Genomic DNA, 13,981 nt, shown 5'->3' with positions numbered 1-13,981 from the left:
ATCGACGCATGACCAACCGCCCCGAGGGTGACGCACGCGCCGCGCGCAACGAACGACGAGAGGCCGCCAGACAGCGCGCCCAGCGGATCCGGACGCAGCAGAAGCGCCGGCAGCGCGGGACCCGGCTCGGCCTGCAGATCGGCCTGGGCGTCGTGCTCGTCGCGGCGGCGGCCGTCGTCACGCTGGTGCTCGTCGACTCGACGCAGCCCGCCGGCCCCGGACCCGCGAACATGTCGCAGGGCGGCATCACCATCGGGCAGGACCTGAAGGCCGTGGGGTCGGGTTCGTCCGCTTCCGCGGACGCCTCGCCGTCGGCCGACCCGAGCGCGACCGCGGCGCCGAGCGTGCGCATCACGATTTACGTCGACTACCTCTGCCCGACCTGCGGCCAGTTCGAGAAGGCGAACGGCGACTACATCGCGAGCCTCGCCGAGTCCGGTGCCGCCACGGTCGACATCCACCCGATCGCGACCCTGTCGAACCGGTCGCAGGGCACGAAGTACTCCCTCCGGGCCGCGAACGCCGCCGCGTGCGTCGCGGACCGCTCGCCCGACCAGTTCTACGCCGTGAACCAGGCGCTCTTCGCCCGCCAGCCGGAGCAGGGCACCGCGGGGCTCACCGACGCACAGCTCCAGCGCATCGTCACCGGGGTGGACGGGATCCGGGACGCCGGTGCGATCCGGGACTGCATCGCCGACCAGACCTTCGCGAAGTGGGTCGACGAGCGGACGACCGCGGTGACGGGTGGCGACGTCCCGGGTTCGGACCTGCAGGACTTCCCCGGTACGCCGCTCGTGCTCGTGAACGGCAAGCAGTACGAGCTCACCTCCCCGATCACCAACGACGACTTCCGCACGTTCGTGGTGTCCGCCGCGGGGGCGACCGAGGGCACGCCGACGCCGACGCCGAGCGCGTCGGCCACGCCGTCCGCCGAGTAGCCGCCCGCTCGGACTCGGGGCCCGCTGCTACAGCGCAGACCCCGGCACGCTGAAGGTGTCGCACCGGGTCGCGCCCTGCTCGTACCCGCGCGTGAACCACGCCTGGCGCTGCGCGCTCGACCCGTGCGTGAACGAGTCCGGGTCGACGCTGCCGGTGGCCCGCTCCTGGATGCTGTCGTCGCCGACCGCGCTCGCCGCCGACAGGGCGTCCCGGATCTGGTCGCTCGTGATCGGCTCGAAGAAGGTCTGCCCGTCGGCGTCCTTCGTCGTCGCGGCCGCGCCCACCCAGGCGCCCGCGTAGCAGTCCGCCTGCAGCTCGACGCGGACGCTCCCCGACGACGCTCCGGTGCCGGACCGGTCGGTCGCCGCGAACGTGCCCTGCAGCTGCTGCAAGTGGTGGCCCCACTCGTGTGCGACGACGTACATCTGCGCGAGCGGTCCGCCGGACGAACCGTAGCGGGACTGCAGGTCGTCGTAGAACGCGGTGTCGAGGTATATCGAGCGGTCCGGCGGGCAGTAGAACGGCCCCGTCGCGGCGGACGCCTGCCCGCAGCCGGTGCCCGTCGAGCCGTCGAACAGCACGAAGCCCGGGGTGGTGTAGCCCGTGCCGAGGTCGCGGGACTCCCGGCTCCAGTACGCGTCGAGCGACTCCGCGGCGCCCTCCATCCGGCACTCCACGTCGAGGTTCGCGTCGCGGCCGGTCCGGCACCGGGACGCCGCGTCGACGGTGTCGCCCTGCTGCTGGATCTGGGTGGTCCCGTCGCCGCCGAGGAACGGGGTGAGGTCGACGCCCGTGAACTGCGCGACGAGGAACACCACGATCGCGCCGATGCCCACCGCGCCGCCGCCGATCGCCGCCCCGCGACCGCGGCGCTGCACCTTGCCGCCGGACAGCTTGGAGTCGTCGTTGAAGGTCATGCGCCAGAACGTACCCGCTCGCCGGGTCGGCGCGGAGGGACGGCGAGCAACATGGCCGGCATGGCCGACCTCGACGAACAGCACCCCCTCTTCCTCTTCGCGATGGACCAGCGGTCCTCGCTGCTGGAGCACACCTACGGCGACGACTCCGGTGAGCCGGCCGACGAGGCCGACGCCGAGCGGGTCCGCGCCGGCAAGCAGCTCGTCTACCGCGGTGTGCTCGCGGCGCTGGCCGCCGGCGCGTCCCGGGCGCGCACGGGCGTCCTCGTCGACGAGCGCTACGGCGCCGACGTCGCACGGCTGGTCAAGGAGGCCGGGCTGGTGCTCGCGATGCCGGTCGAGCGGTCGGGTCGGGAGTGGTTCGAGCTGGAGTACGGCGACGACTGGGTCGCGCACGTCGACGCGTTCGACCCGGACTTCGTGAAGGTGCTCGTCCGCGACAACCCCGGCTTCGACTCCGACGAGCGCGCCGCGCAGGCCGATCGGCTCGCGGGGGTGTCCCGAACCCTGCACGACGCCGGGCGGCCGTTCCTCGTCGAGCTCCTCGTCCCCGCGACGGACGAGCAGCAGCAGGACGGCGGGACGGACTACGACCGCGACGTCCGCCCCGGGCTCGTCGTCGAGGTCGTCGGCTACCTGCAGGAGCACGGCGTCGAACCGGACGTGTGGAAGCTCGAGGGGCTCGACCGCACCGAGGACGCCCGACGCGTGGTCGAGGCCGTCCGCGCGGGTGGCCGGGACGGCGTGCAGTGCATCGTGCTCGGTCGGGACGCCCCGGAGGAGCAGCTCGACCACTGGCTCCGGACGGCAGCTCCGGTGGACGGGTTCGTCGGGTTCGCGATCGGGCGGAGCAACTGGGAGGACGCGCTCGACGACGTCGTGCACCAGGGCCTCGACGACGAGGGCGCCGAGCGGCTGATCGCGGCGAACTACCGGCACTTCGTCGACACCTGGCTCGAGGCGCGGCCCGACGTGGTCGACGGGGTGGACGCCGGCGGGCACTGATCCGGCGACACCGTCCCGGTCCCGGGCCGGTCAGGTCCGGACGAGGGGCTCCACGGCCGCGAGCTCGTCGCCGATCCCGACGTCGACGAGTTCGATGCGCCCGGCGAGGGTGGCACCGGGCCCCCGCAGGAGCCCCGCCTTCACCGCACCGAAGGTCACCGTCACGTCGGCGTGCAGCACGTTGTCGTCGGCCACGCCGCCCGTGTCGACGTCGATGCCGCTCGGCACGTCCACGGCGACGACGTACGGCGCGCGCTGGTCGCGGGCGAGCTCCCGGACCGCGTCGACGACCTCGCGGGCGGGGGAGCGCAGCGCGGTGGCGCCCTGCACCCCGATGCCGAGGACGCCGTCGAGCAGCAGGTCGGTCCGCTCCGCGGCCTCCGTGGTCACCGCCGCGAGTCGCTCGCCGTCCGGCACGACCGCCGCCCGCAGCACGTCGGCAGCGCCGGCGGCCGCGTCCCCGCCACGGGGCGGGGTCGGACCGGCCAGGAGGCGCGCCCCGGCACCCAGCGCGGCTGCCAGGCCCGCCTCGTGCACACGTCGGCCGACGCGCACGATCGCCACGTGCCTCCCGGCCGTCGCCAGCCGCGCCGCCGCGAACAGGGCGTCACCGCCGTTGTCGCCGCTGCCGGCGAGGACCAGCACCGAACCGGGCCCGTCCTGCGGACGGATCGCGGGGTCGTCGAGCAGGTCGCCCACGATCCGGGCCAGGCCGTCGGCCGCCCGCTGCATGAGGGGCTCGCCCGCCTCGAGGTGCGGCCGCTCCGCCGCCCGGACCTGATCGCCGCCGTAGCCGTCCATGTCGACCACCATGCCCCGGTAGCCTGGTCGCGCCATGTCACTCGTCCCCGAAGCGCCCCGACCCCGTGCCGTGATGTCCCCGGACGGGCTGAAGCTCGCCACCTACGACTTCGGTGACCCGGATGCCCCCGTCGTCGTCGCGGTGCACGGCTTCGCGTCGAGCGCGGTGCTCAACTGGCACGCCTCCGGCTGGACCCGCGACCTCGTCCGCGCCGGCTACCGGGTCGTCGCGCTCGACCAGCGCGGCCACGGAGCATCGTCGAAGCCGCACGACCCGTCCGCGTACTCGATGGACCTGCTCGTGGCGGACGTCACCGCGGTCATCGACACCTACCTGCTGTCCGACGTCGCGTACCTCGGGTACTCGCTCGGCGCCCGCGTCGGCTGGCACACCGCCGAGCGGATCCCGGACCGCGTGACCCGCGCCGTCTTCGGCGGCATCCCGGACGCCGACCCGATGCGCCGGGTGGCCGTCGACCAGGCGAAGGCGTACATCGCCGACGGGACCCCCATCGAGGACCGCGTCACGAACGAGTACCTGCAGATGGCCTCCGGGGTGGAGGGGAACGACCTGCGGGCCCTCGTCGCGATGGTGGAGGGGATGCGGGACAGCATCGAGCCGACGCCCGAGAACGCACCCGCGCAGCCGATCCTGATGGCCGCGGGCAGCGAGGACGGGATCAAGGACAGCGCGGTGCGGCTCGCCGCGGCGGCACCGGACGCGGACTTCTTCGAGATCCCGGGACGGAACCACTTCAACGCCCCGACGTCGCGGATGTTCCGTGAGCGGGCGATCGCGTTCCTCGGGGGCGCAACCACGCGGTGACACCGTTCGGCGCGCCGACGTCGCGGGCGTTCCGCGACGCGGCGATCGCGTTCCTCGGAGCCTCCGCGGACTCCTCGGTGTCCGGCGGCCGCTGACAGGTATTCGTGGGTCCTCGCTGACGCAGACGCCCGCGCGTAGCGTCCCGGCCATGGACTACAGACTCCTCGGCAACAGCGGGACATCGGTGTCGACGCTGACCCTCGGCACCATGACGTTCGGCAGCGAAGCCGACGAACCCACCTCGCACCAGATCCTCGACACGTTCGTCGCCGCGGGCGGCACGCTCGTCGACACCGCGGACGTGTACTCCGGCAACGAGTCGGAGCGCATCATCGGCCGCTGGCTCGCCGCGCACCCGACCGAGGCGCAGCAGGTCGTCCTCGCCACCAAGGGGCGCTTCCCGCAGGGTGACGGCCCGAACGACCTCGGCCTGTCCCGTCGGCACCTCCGGGTCGCCCTCGACGCCTCGCTCGAGCGACTCGGTGTCGAGCACATCGACCTGTACCAGATGCACGCGTGGGACGCCCTCACCCCGATCGAGGAGACCCTGCGCTTCCTCGACGACGCCGTCTCCGCGGGCAAGATCGGCACCTACGGCTTCTCGAACTACCTCGGCTACCAGGTGACGAAGGCCGTGTACGAGGCGAAGGCCCACGGCTGGGCGCCGCCGGTCACCCTGCAGCCGCAGTACAACCTGCTCGTCCGCGACATCGAACACGAGGTCGTCCCCGCGTGCCTGGACGCCGGCATCGGCCTGCTGCCGTGGTCGCCCCTGGCCGGCGGCTGGCTCTCCGGCAAGTACCAGCGCGACGAGGCCCCCACCGGCGCGACCCGGCTCGGCGAGAACCCCCAGCGCGGCATGGAGGCGTGGGAGGCTCGGAACGGCGACGAGCGCACGTGGCAGGTCCTCGACGCGGTGTCCGCCGTGGCCGACGCGCACGGGGCCTCGAGGTCGCAGGTCGCCCTCGCGTGGCTGCTCGCCCGTCCGGCGGTGACGAGCGTCATCCTCGGCGCCCGGACGGTGTCACAGCTCGAGGACAACCTCGGTGCCGCCGACCTCGTGCTGACGGACGACGAGCTCCGGACGCTCACCGACGCGAGCGCCCCGCGGATCGACGACTACCCGTACGGCACGGCGGGCGTGGCGCAGCGCGAGCGTCGCATCACCGGCGGCCGCTGACCCCGGGCGGCTGCCTGCGGGAACGCAGTCGCGGTGGCCGGATCCTGCACATCCGTGCGGGAAGCCGCGAAGAGTCACCGATCTGTGGACACGTCCCCCGTTCTGGTGTCATCCTCGACACACGGCCGGCTGGTTACCGCGTCGAGCGCCCGGAACGCCCCCTGATCCGCGTTCCACGCGCCGAGAGCCCGAGCGATCCGTCGCTCGGGCTCTCGCCGTCCACCGGTGTCGCTCGGTCAACGCGGGACCACCTGCCACCCTCCCGGGGTCAGCTGCAGGCGTCCGTCGGGAACGAGCACCTCGACGTCGTCCAGGTGCACGACCCGGACCAGGTCGGGGTGCGCCGCCGCGAACGCCGGGAGGGCCGGGTCGAGCCCGTACCGCGGGTCCTGCCCGATGACGACCAGGTCGAACGGTCCGGCCGCCGGGTCGCGCGTCTGGTCGTGCCCGACGAACGCGGCGACCGAGGACGGCGACTGCCGTTGGGCGAGCACGAAGGCGTCCTCGCGGTGGGTCTGCGCGAGCACCTCCGGCAGCCGGCCGATGCCCGTCGCGTGCATGGTCCAGGTCGCGATCGACAGCCGGACGGACGAGAACCCGGCTGCGGACACGAGCGCCAGGGCGACGACGAGGCCGGCCACGCGCCACCAGGTCGGGCCGCGCAGGGTGCCGAGTCGGCCGATGCCGATCGCTGCGAGCACGACCACCATGGGGACCCAGGCGATGTAGTACTCGCCGAGCGCCACGTCGCTGACCGCCAGGAAGAACACCACGAAGGGGACGGCCGCGAGGGCGACCCAGAGGACCAGCCGGGACGGGTGGAGCACCAGGGCGGCGAGGACCCCGACGCCGAGGACCGTGCACACGACGGTGCCGGTGCCCTGCCACATGTACCAGAGGTTCGCCCACCACGGGGAGTGCCGCGTGATGATGCCGGCGACCTCGACCAGGTGCCCGTCGACGGCGTGCTGCCGCTGGAAGGCGATCATCTCGGTGATAGTGGAGACGACCCCGAACGGCAGGTACGGCACCACGACCGTGGCCGCGAACCCGGCCAGGAACAGCGCACCACCCCAGAGCAGCGCCCACCAGCGACGGAAGAGCACGGGGAGGAGCAGGAACGCCGGCACGAGCAGGACGCCGATCTCCTTGGACGTCACGGAGAGTCCCGCGGCCAGCCCGGCGGCGAGCACCCACCACCAGCGGCCACCGGTCGCCCACCGCCAGCCGCACCACATCGCCACGACGCCGAACGCCACCATCGGACCGTCGAGGAGTGCCAGACGGTCGATGCGACTCGGGTCGTCGAGGATCCCGTGCGGCGGCAGCCACCAGAGCGCCGCGGCGAGCAGCCCCGTCCACCACCCGACGTCGCGCCGCAGCCACACGAACAGCACGAGACCGGTCAGGAGTCCGAGGACGGCGACCGCGATCCGCGCCGACGTGACGCCCTCGCCGAACACCAGCTGCGTCAGGCCCATCAGGTACTTCGGGTGGGCGGGTGCTGCCGGTTCTCGCTGAAGTCGCCGTGCAGGTAGCCCCATCCGGGCTGCTGGTAGGCCGGTTCGTCGGTCTGGACGTTGCCCTCGCCGAGCCGCCACAGGTCCTGGTACACCGCCCACAGTGCCACGACGGCGAAGACGCTCCAACGGGTCCACGGCGCCGTCGCCAGGGGGAGCCACCGCGACGGTCGTCGTCGGGGCCGCATCGGAGCGGGTGCGGTGGCCGTTGCGATCATGGGGCCGGCAGCGGGACTCGAACCCGCAACCCCCGTATTACAAGTACGGTGCGCTACCAATTGCGCCATGCCGGCTGACGCGCCCACTCTACCGGGGCGCGTCGGGGGTCACTCCGCGGCCTCGAAGTTCAGCGAGATCGAGTTCATGCAGTAGCGGTCGCCGGTCGGGGTGCCGAAGCCGTCCGGGAAGACGTGCCCCAGGTGGCCCCCGCAGTTCGCGCAGCGGACCTCGGTGCGGACCATGCCGAGGGACTTGTCCTCGATGAGCTGGACGGCCTCGGGGCGCACCGACTCGTAGAACGACGGCCAGCCGCAGCCGGAGTCGAACTTCGTGCCGCTCTTGAACAGCTCCGCTCCGCAGGCCGCACACGTGTAGACGCCGGCGCGCTCCTCGTCGAGCAGCTCACCGGTCCACGGGCGCTCGGTCCCGGCCTGCCGGAGGACGGCGTACTGGTCCGGGGAGAGCTCCTCGCGCCACTGGGCGTCGGACTTGTCGACGTTGTACGTCATGTGTTCCTCCTGCTTCCGGCCGGGTCGACGGGCTGCCCGGCCACCTCAGTAAACTCGCCACGATGTCCGAGCATTCCGTGCGCCACGCCCGCTGGGACCGTCTGACGACGGACGAACTGTACGGCATCGTCGTCCTCCGGAACCGCGTGTTCGCGCTCGAACAGCGGGTCACGGCAGAGGACTTCGACGGCCGCGACCGCCACCCGGACACCGAGCACTGGTGGTTCGGAGCGGACGACGATCCGGTCGGGTACCTCCGGCTCGTCCGCCCGGCCGCGGGGGAGCCGCACCCCGACGGCACCCCAGCACCGGCGTGGGTCGTCGGTCGGGTCGCGACGCACCCGGACCACCGCGGGCAGGGGGTCGCCGACCGGCTGGTCGGCGCGGTGCTCGCCGCCCACGGCGACGAGCCGTTCGTGCTGCACGCGCAGGAGTACGTGGCCGGGCTGTACGAGCGGCACGGGTTCGCCCGCTTCGGCACCCCGTACGACGAGGCCGGCATCCGCCACGTCGGCATGTACCGACCGTGACCGGGACGCGGGAGCGGTACGCCGCCTACGCGGAGCGCATCGCCCCGGTCTCACCGTCGTACGCGGCCTGGGCACGCTCGGTGGACGACGACCTGGTCGCGCTCCTGGAGGCGGTGCCGGAGCAGCAGCGGCAGCCCGAGCTGGTCTTCGCGGTCGCCCGGCGGCTCGGCGCGGACCCGGCGGACCCCGGTGCGCTGCGCGCGCTCGGACGGGAGGCACGCCCCACCCTGGTCACGGCCCTCGCCGCCGCCACGGTGCAGGCCAACGACCCGCGTCGCCTCGGTCCGGTCGTCCCTGTCCTGCAGGCGCTCGCCGCGGCGACCGAGCGGCCGCTGGGGCTCGTCGACGCGGGCGCCGCTGCCGGGCTCTGCTCGATCCCGGACCGCGTGACGCTCGACCACGTGCCCGGTGACGGGGTGCGCGACGAGCGGGTGCGGGTGCACACCGCGGTCGCGGAGCCGTCGATCCTCCTGACGGTCGCCGTCTCCGGCGCCGTGCCCGCGCCGCGTGCCACGCCGATCCGGATCGGTGCACGCGTGGCCCTCGACCCGAACCCGATCGACCTGGCCGAGCCCGGCGCGTTCGACCGCCTGGTCGAGGCCGTCCCGCCCGAGGCGACGGACCGCACCGCCCTGATGGGTGCGGCGGCGCGCGCGACGCTCGCCGTGCTTCCCGTCCGGATCCGGGGCACCCTGCCCGGTGACCTGGACCGCGCACTGGATGCCCTGCCGGACGACTGCGAACCGGTGGTCCTGACGACCGGGACGCTCGTCTACGTGCCCGGCGCGGACCGGCAGCGGGTGGTCGACCGGCTCCGCGAGCGCGGCGTGCGCTGGGTCGCACTCGAACGGACCGGGATACTGCGCGGCGTGGCCGCCACCCTGCCCGGCGACGTCGACCCCGGCGACCCGGACGCGTTCGCGACCCTGTCGCTCGACGGCGTCGCGCTCGCGGTGTCCGACCCGTTCGGCGTCCGCGTGCGGTGGTTCCGCGCGCCCGCAGCCTGAACGCGGGCTTCGCGACAGTCCAGGCGCGTGCCAGGGTCGGCGTGCCCGCCACCCCTACGATGTGCGAGACCCGTTACCCCACCGTGACCGGAAGTGCCGTGACCACCATCCCCGCCGACGAGCTCAGCGAGCTCGACAAGCACGTGCTCGCCTTCGAGCACGAGCGGGCGCGGCACGACCGCACGAAGGAAGCGGAGATCCGGGTCGAGTTCGACATGTCGCCGGCGCGCTACTACCAGGTGCTGAACCGCGTGATCGACCTGCCGGCGGCGCTCGCGTACGACCCGCAGCTCGTGACCCGACTGCAGCGGCTCCGGCACGCCCGCACCCGTGCCCGCGCGGCGCGCTCCTTCGTCGCCTCCGGCACGACGACCGATCCCCGTGAAGAGGAACGATGACCCAGAGATTCCCGCGAGACCGGTTCGACGACGTCACCGACGGCCCCCGGGTCGGGGCGCACCGCGGTGCCCGGCGTCGTGGCCGCGGCTGGATCGCGTTCGCCTGGGCGGCGCTCGCCACCGGGGTGCTCGTGCTCATCGGGGTGCTCGTGCTCGCGCTCCTCAACGGCAGCTACTCGTTCCCGGGGTCGACGTCCTCGCCGGCTGCGTCCTCGTCCGCGTCCGCCTCGGCCCCGGCGACCGGTGAGCCCTCCGGCGAAGCGACCCCGTCGCCGTCCGAGACCCAGGCCCCGACGGCCGCGACCCCCGCCGAGCAGGGTGCCACGAGCTTGGTCGTCCTGAACGGCACATCGACCACCGGGCTCGCGGCGAAGGGCGCGGCCGCGCTGCGGAACGCCGGCTGGCAGGTGCGCTCGACCGGGGACGCCGGGACGACCGGCACCACCGCGACGATCGTGTACTACCAGCAGGAGTCGCAGGCAGCCGTGGCGCAGGGCGTCGCGCAGGCGCTCGGGGTCTCCGCGGTGCAGCAGTCGGCGGCGTTCCCGAACGCCGACGTGACCGTGGTGCTCGGCGCGGACTACGCCGGCTGACACGCTCCCCGCGCCGGGTTCGTTACGGCGGTGTTTCCGGGACGTTGAATTCTGACGGAATCGGCGTGAAAGGGCGTCACAACCCTTGCCACGCCGCGCTTGTTCGGTCAGAGTCATCGCCAGACGACGGCCTGTCGTCCGCACCAACGACGACCCGTCGTCTGCACCAGCACCACCAGGGAGCAAGAGATCATGGCCAACGGAACCGTGAAGTGGTTCAACGCCGAGAAGGGCTTCGGCTTCATCACCGTCGATGGAGGGGGCCAGGACGTGTTCGTGCACTACTCGGCGATCGACATGTCGGGCTACAAGGTCCTCGAGGAGGGCCAGGCGGTGACGTTCGACGTCGGCACCGGCGCGAAGGGGCCGCAGGCCGAGTCGGTCCGCCCCGCCTGAACCGCGACACCCGGAACGCGCCGTCCCCTCGGGGCGGCGCGTTCGTCGTCCCGGGTGTCCGTCGTGCCGGGCGCGGCCGTGTGGTGCCGGGCGCGACCGCGTCGTGTCGGTGCGTGTCCTGGGAAGACGACCCGTGCCTCCCGGCTGTGTTGCACTCGACCTCGTCGAGTGCCAGAATCGGCGTTGGCACTCGCTCACGCTGAGTGCCAGCACGACCCCCATGACGACGTCCGGGAGGGACGAGAAACTCACATGGCTAAGATCATTGCTTTCGACGAGGAGGCCCGTCGCGGCCTCGAGCGCGGCCTGAACACCCTGGCCGACGCCGTGAAGGTGACGCTCGGCCCGCGCGGCCGCAACGTCGTCCTCGAGAAGAAGTGGGGCGCCCCCACGATCACGAACGACGGTGTCTCCATCGCCAAGGAGATCGAGCTCGACGACCCGTACGAGAAGATCGGTGCGGAGCTCGTCAAGGAGGTCGCGAAGAAGACCGACGACGTCGCCGGTGACGGCACGACGACCGCGACCGTCCTCGCCCAGGCGCTCGTCCGCGAGGGCCTCCGCAACGTCGCCGCCGGTGCCGACCCCGTGTCGCTCAAGCGCGGCATCGAGAAGGCCGTCGCCGCCGTCTCCGACCAGCTCCTCGCCAACGCGAAGGACATCGAGACCAAGGACCAGATCGCCGCGACCGCGTCGATCTCGGCCGCTGACTCCACCATCGGCGAGCTCATCGCCGAGGCGATCGACAAGGTCGGCAAGGAAGGCGTCGTCACCGTCGAGGAGTCGAACACCTTCGGCACCGAGCTCGAGCTGACCGAGGGCATGCGCTTCGACAAGGGCTACCTGTCGCAGTACTTCGTCACGGACCCGGAGCGCCAGGAGGCCGTCTTCGAGGACCCGTACATCCTCATCGTCAACTCGAAGATCTCCAACATCAAGGACCTGCTCCCGGTCGTCGACAAGGTGATCCAGGCGGGCAAGCAGCTCCTCATCATCGCCGAGGACGTCGACGGCGAAGCCCTCGCGACCCTCGTCGTGAACAAGATCCGCGGCATCTTCAAGTCCGTCGCCGTCAAGGCCCCGGGCTTCGGCGACCGTCGCAAGGCCATGCTGCAGGACATCGCGATCCTCACCGGCGGCCAGGTCATCTCGGAAGAGGTCGGCCTCAAGCTCGAGAACGCGACCCTCGACCTGCTCGGCAAGGCCCGCAAGGTCATCATCACCAAGGACGAGACGACCATCGTCGAGGGTGCTGGCGACGAGGACCAGATCGCCGGCCGCGTCAAGCAGATCCGCGGCGAGATCGAGGCGACCGACTCCGACTACGACCGCGAGAAGCTCCAGGAGCGTCTCGCGAAGCTCGCCGGTGGCGTCGCCGTCATCAAGGCGGGTGCCGCGACCGAGGTCGAGCTCAAGGAGCGCAAGCACCGCATCGAGGACGCCGTCCGCAACGCGAAGGCCGCTGTCGAAGAGGGCATCGTCGCCGGTGGTGGCGTCGCCCTCATCCAGGCGTCCGTCGCGCTCGACTCGCTCTCCCTCGAGGGTGACGAGGCGACCGGTGCGAACATCGTCCGCGTCGCGATCGACGCACCGCTCAAGCAGATCGCGCTGAACGCCGGTCTCGAGCCGGGCGTCGTCGCCGCCAAGGTCCGCGAGCTCGAGTCGGGTCACGGCCTCAACGCCGCGACCGGTGAGTACGTCGACCTCGTCGCCGCGGGCATCATCGACCCGGCCAAGGTCACGCGCTCGGCGCTGCAGAACGCTGCGTCGATCGCCGGTCTGTTCCTCACGACCGAGGCCGTCGTCGCCGACAAGCCCGAGAAGGCCCCGGCCATGCCGGCCGGCGACCCCACGGGTGGCATGGACTTCTAAAGAGTCCTGACGGAAGGGCCCCGCACGCTGTGCGTGCGGGGCCCTTCCGCGTGCGGGGGCGGGTGCCGCCGAGCGGGCCACTTCTGTCGCGGTGGACGTCGCGGGGCGACCGGTTCTGCCCAGTCCGCGTTCTGCACGCGGCATGTCCTGCCCGCTCGCGGCGGGCGCATGGCTTCGCACAGGAGGCCCGTCCTCCGTCGTTCTCCACAGTCACGGCTCCGCGGGGCTGGTTGTGTCAGTGCACGGCCGATGATCGTCGGCATGTCGAAGCCCCGCTCGCTCCCGGTCCCGTTCGGCCAGACCGTGTTCGCCGTCGCGGACGCGCTCCGAGCGGGCATCGGCAAGGAGCGGTTGCGGCGCACCGACCTCGTCGTCCCGGTCCACGGCGTCCGCGCTCCCGCGGGAGCCGAGGTCGGGCAGGTCGAAGCGTTGTCGGTCGTGCTCCGCGACGGCCAGCGCTTCAGCCACACCACCGCGGCGGGCATCTGGGGCGCGCCGCTCCCTCGCGGCGCCGGCATCGACGACGTCGTCCACGTCTCGTCCGACGGCACGGTCGCCATGCGCCGCCGTGGGGTGGTCGGCCATCGGCTGCCGACGTCGGACGTGCGCGACACCCCGCTGGGCCGGGCCAGTAGCCCGGCGCAGAGCTGGTTCGAGTGCGCTGACCTCCTCTCCGCCGCGGATCTCGTCGTGCTCGGCGACCACATGGTGCGTCGCGATCATGCCCTGGCCACGCCCGACGACCTCGCCGCGTCGATCGTGCCCGGGGCCCGCGGCGTCCGGACCGCGCGCGCAGCGCTCGAGCGCATCCGCGTCGGTGCGGAGTCGGCGATGGAGACGCGGCTCCGGCTCGGGGTGGTCGATGCCGGCTTCCCGGAGCCGGAGCTGAACGTCGACGTCCTCGACGCCGCCGGAACGTTCCTCGGCCGCGTCGACATGGCGTGGCCCGAGTACCGCATCGCGCTGGAGTACGACGGCGACCACCACCGCGATCAGGACACCTGGCGCCGAGACCAGCGTCGCAGCAACGGCTTCACCGTCAACGGGTGGCTCGTCATCCACGCGACCGCGGTCGACGTCGCACGTCCGGCGGTGCTGTTCGAGCGGCTCCGCCGTGCCTTCGCCGATCGAGCGGGCAGGACACGCCGCACGCGATCCGCCGGCTGAGCGATTCCGGTCGGGCGACGGCGACGAGAGGCCCACATGTGGCACGCTCGGCGCGCGGCGGGAGGCCGCGCGGGGCGGGGCGCGCGGGCCGCGCCGGCGGCG

The 13,981-nt window shown here is 72.7% G+C and carries 16 protein-coding genes and 1 tRNA gene; 11 read left to right on the top strand and 6 right to left on the bottom strand.

Translation table 11 applies throughout. From position 1 onward, the window contains the following. Nucleotides 1–8 precede the first annotated feature (8 nt). Nucleotides 9–938: a DsbA family protein gene (locus LQK89_RS14685; protein WP_231049546.1), complete on the top strand. Its 930-nt coding sequence runs from the start codon at nt 9–11 to the stop codon at nt 936–938. A 27-nt stretch (nt 939–965) separates the two neighbouring features. Here LQK89_RS14685 and ypfJ read toward each other — a convergent pair whose 3' ends face one another. Beyond that, nucleotides 966–1,856 carry a KPN_02809 family neutral zinc metallopeptidase gene (gene ypfJ, locus LQK89_RS14680; RefSeq protein WP_231049545.1) on the bottom strand — a complete coding sequence of 297 codons (891 nt, stop codon included), beginning with the start codon at nt 1,854–1,856 and terminating at the stop codon, nt 966–968. 60 nt (nt 1,857–1,916) lie between these two features. On the opposite strand from ypfJ, the gene LQK89_RS14675 reads away from it, so the two are divergent. Further along, the gene (locus LQK89_RS14675) at nt 1,917–2,861 is read left to right on the top strand and encodes a 2-deoxy-5-keto-D-gluconate 6-phosphate aldolase domain-containing protein (protein WP_231049544.1); all 945 of its coding nucleotides are present in this window, start codon (nt 1,917–1,919) and stop codon (nt 2,859–2,861) included. A gap of 30 nt (nt 2,862–2,891) precedes the next feature. Here the strand turns inward: LQK89_RS14675 and LQK89_RS14670 are convergent, their stop codons facing one another. Further along, nucleotides 2,892–3,698 carry an NAD(P)H-hydrate epimerase gene (locus LQK89_RS14670; RefSeq protein ID WP_231049543.1) on the bottom strand — a complete coding sequence of 269 codons (807 nt, stop codon included), beginning with the start codon at nt 3,696–3,698 and terminating at the stop codon, nt 2,892–2,894. Between LQK89_RS14670 and LQK89_RS14665 the strand changes: the two genes are divergently transcribed. Together LQK89_RS14665 and LQK89_RS14660 are read left to right on the top strand one after the other, a co-directional pair. Next, the gene (locus LQK89_RS14665) at nt 3,697–4,488 is read left to right on the top strand and encodes an alpha/beta fold hydrolase (RefSeq protein WP_231049542.1); all 792 of its coding nucleotides are present in this window, start codon (nt 3,697–3,699) and stop codon (nt 4,486–4,488) included. The genes LQK89_RS14670 and LQK89_RS14665 overlap by 2 nt on opposite strands. 148 nt (nt 4,489–4,636) lie before the next feature. Further along, the gene (locus LQK89_RS14660) at nt 4,637–5,668 is read left to right on the top strand and encodes an aldo/keto reductase (protein WP_114849466.1); all 1,032 of its coding nucleotides are present in this window, start codon (nt 4,637–4,639) and stop codon (nt 5,666–5,668) included. 236 nt (nt 5,669–5,904) lie between these two features. On the opposite strand, the gene LQK89_RS14655 is transcribed toward LQK89_RS14660, so the two are convergent. The 4 genes from LQK89_RS14655 to msrB form a co-directional block, all read right to left on the bottom strand. Then, nucleotides 5,905–7,149, bottom strand: a complete 1,245-nt coding sequence (locus LQK89_RS14655) for an ArnT family glycosyltransferase (protein WP_231049541.1) — start codon at nt 7,147–7,149, stop codon at nt 5,905–5,907. After that, nucleotides 7,149–7,298, bottom strand: coding sequence for a hypothetical protein (locus LQK89_RS14650; RefSeq protein WP_231049540.1), 150 nt, complete (start codon nt 7,296–7,298; stop codon nt 7,149–7,151). Before LQK89_RS14650 ends, LQK89_RS14655 begins: the two co-directional genes overlap by 1 nt. 107 nt (nt 7,299–7,405) lie before the next feature. Then, nucleotides 7,406–7,481, bottom strand: a tRNA-Thr gene (locus LQK89_RS14645). A 33-nt stretch (nt 7,482–7,514) separates the two neighbouring features. Continuing rightward, nucleotides 7,515–7,916 (bottom strand): peptide-methionine (R)-S-oxide reductase MsrB, encoded by a 402-nt coding sequence (gene msrB / locus LQK89_RS14640; RefSeq protein ID WP_058740477.1) that lies wholly within the window; start codon nt 7,914–7,916, stop codon nt 7,515–7,517. Between the two features lie 62 nt (nt 7,917–7,978). Here msrB and LQK89_RS14635 point away from each other — a divergent pair, with 62 nt between their 5' ends. The 7 genes from LQK89_RS14635 to LQK89_RS14605 all read left to right on the top strand — a co-directional run bounded on the left by LQK89_RS14635 (nt 7,979) and on the right by LQK89_RS14605 (nt 13,879). Further along, nucleotides 7,979–8,446, top strand: a complete 468-nt coding sequence (locus tag LQK89_RS14635) for a GNAT family N-acetyltransferase (RefSeq protein WP_231049539.1) — start codon at nt 7,979–7,981, stop codon at nt 8,444–8,446. Continuing rightward, nucleotides 8,443–9,453, top strand: coding sequence for a DUF2332 family protein (locus tag LQK89_RS14630; RefSeq protein WP_231049538.1), 1,011 nt, complete (start codon nt 8,443–8,445; stop codon nt 9,451–9,453). The genes LQK89_RS14635 and LQK89_RS14630 overlap by 4 nt, the downstream gene beginning before the upstream one ends. A gap of 98 nt (nt 9,454–9,551) precedes the next feature. Further along, nucleotides 9,552–9,851: a DUF3263 domain-containing protein gene (locus LQK89_RS14625; RefSeq protein ID WP_231049537.1), complete on the top strand. Its 300-nt coding sequence runs from the start codon at nt 9,552–9,554 to the stop codon at nt 9,849–9,851. Continuing rightward, on the top strand, nt 9,848–10,444 hold the full coding sequence (locus tag LQK89_RS14620) for a LytR C-terminal domain-containing protein (protein WP_231049536.1): 597 nt from the start codon (nt 9,848–9,850) through the stop codon (nt 10,442–10,444). Before LQK89_RS14625 ends, LQK89_RS14620 begins: the two co-directional genes overlap by 4 nt. 192 nt (nt 10,445–10,636) lie before the next feature. Further along, nucleotides 10,637–10,840: a cold-shock protein gene (locus LQK89_RS14615; protein WP_058740472.1), complete on the top strand. Its 204-nt coding sequence runs from the start codon at nt 10,637–10,639 to the stop codon at nt 10,838–10,840. Between the two features lie 252 nt (nt 10,841–11,092). Beyond that, nucleotides 11,093–12,712 (top strand): chaperonin GroEL, encoded by a 1,620-nt coding sequence (gene groL, locus LQK89_RS14610; protein WP_058740471.1) that lies wholly within the window; start codon nt 11,093–11,095, stop codon nt 12,710–12,712. A 261-nt stretch (nt 12,713–12,973) separates the two neighbouring features. After that, nucleotides 12,974–13,879, top strand: coding sequence for an endonuclease domain-containing protein (locus tag LQK89_RS14605; protein WP_231049535.1), 906 nt, complete (start codon nt 12,974–12,976; stop codon nt 13,877–13,879). The last annotated feature ends 102 nt before the right edge of the window (nt 13,880–13,981 follow it).

It is taken from the genome of Curtobacterium sp. C1, assembly GCF_021049325.1.
GTDB classification, from domain to species: domain Bacteria; phylum Actinomycetota; class Actinomycetes; order Actinomycetales; family Microbacteriaceae; genus Curtobacterium; species Curtobacterium citreum.
The sequence above is the reverse complement of the archived record's forward strand: the minus strand, read 5'-3'. Positions and strand labels throughout refer to the sequence as shown.

Excerpts from the sequence above, each read along its gene's own strand:
- LQK89_RS14675 (WP_231049544.1), top strand. The coding sequence starts at position 1,917 with ATGGCCGACCTCGACGAACAGCACCCCCTCTTCCTCTTCGCGATGGAC.
- ypfJ (WP_231049545.1), bottom strand. The coding sequence starts at position 1,856 with ATGACCTTCAACGACGACTCCAAGCTGTCCGGCGGCAAGGTGCAGCGC.
- LQK89_RS14655 (WP_231049541.1), bottom strand. The coding sequence starts at position 7,149 with ATGGGCCTGACGCAGCTGGTGTTCGGCGAGGGCGTCACGTCGGCGCGG.
- groL (WP_058740471.1), top strand. The coding sequence starts at position 11,093 with ATGGCTAAGATCATTGCTTTCGACGAGGAGGCCCGTCGCGGCCTCGAG.
- LQK89_RS14670 (WP_231049543.1), bottom strand. The coding sequence starts at position 3,698 with ATGGCGCGACCAGGCTACCGGGGCATGGTGGTCGACATGGACGGCTAC.
- LQK89_RS14685 (WP_231049546.1), top strand. The coding sequence starts at position 9 with ATGACCAACCGCCCCGAGGGTGACGCACGCGCCGCGCGCAACGAACGA.
- LQK89_RS14620 (WP_231049536.1), top strand. The coding sequence starts at position 9,848 with ATGACCCAGAGATTCCCGCGAGACCGGTTCGACGACGTCACCGACGGC.
- LQK89_RS14605 (WP_231049535.1), top strand. The coding sequence starts at position 12,974 with ATGTCGAAGCCCCGCTCGCTCCCGGTCCCGTTCGGCCAGACCGTGTTC.
- LQK89_RS14660 (WP_114849466.1), top strand. The coding sequence starts at position 4,637 with ATGGACTACAGACTCCTCGGCAACAGCGGGACATCGGTGTCGACGCTG.
- LQK89_RS14665 (WP_231049542.1), top strand. The coding sequence starts at position 3,697 with ATGTCACTCGTCCCCGAAGCGCCCCGACCCCGTGCCGTGATGTCCCCG.
- LQK89_RS14615 (WP_058740472.1), top strand. The coding sequence starts at position 10,637 with ATGGCCAACGGAACCGTGAAGTGGTTCAACGCCGAGAAGGGCTTCGGC.
- LQK89_RS14635 (WP_231049539.1), top strand. The coding sequence starts at position 7,979 with ATGTCCGAGCATTCCGTGCGCCACGCCCGCTGGGACCGTCTGACGACG.
- msrB (WP_058740477.1), bottom strand. The coding sequence starts at position 7,916 with ATGACGTACAACGTCGACAAGTCCGACGCCCAGTGGCGCGAGGAGCTC.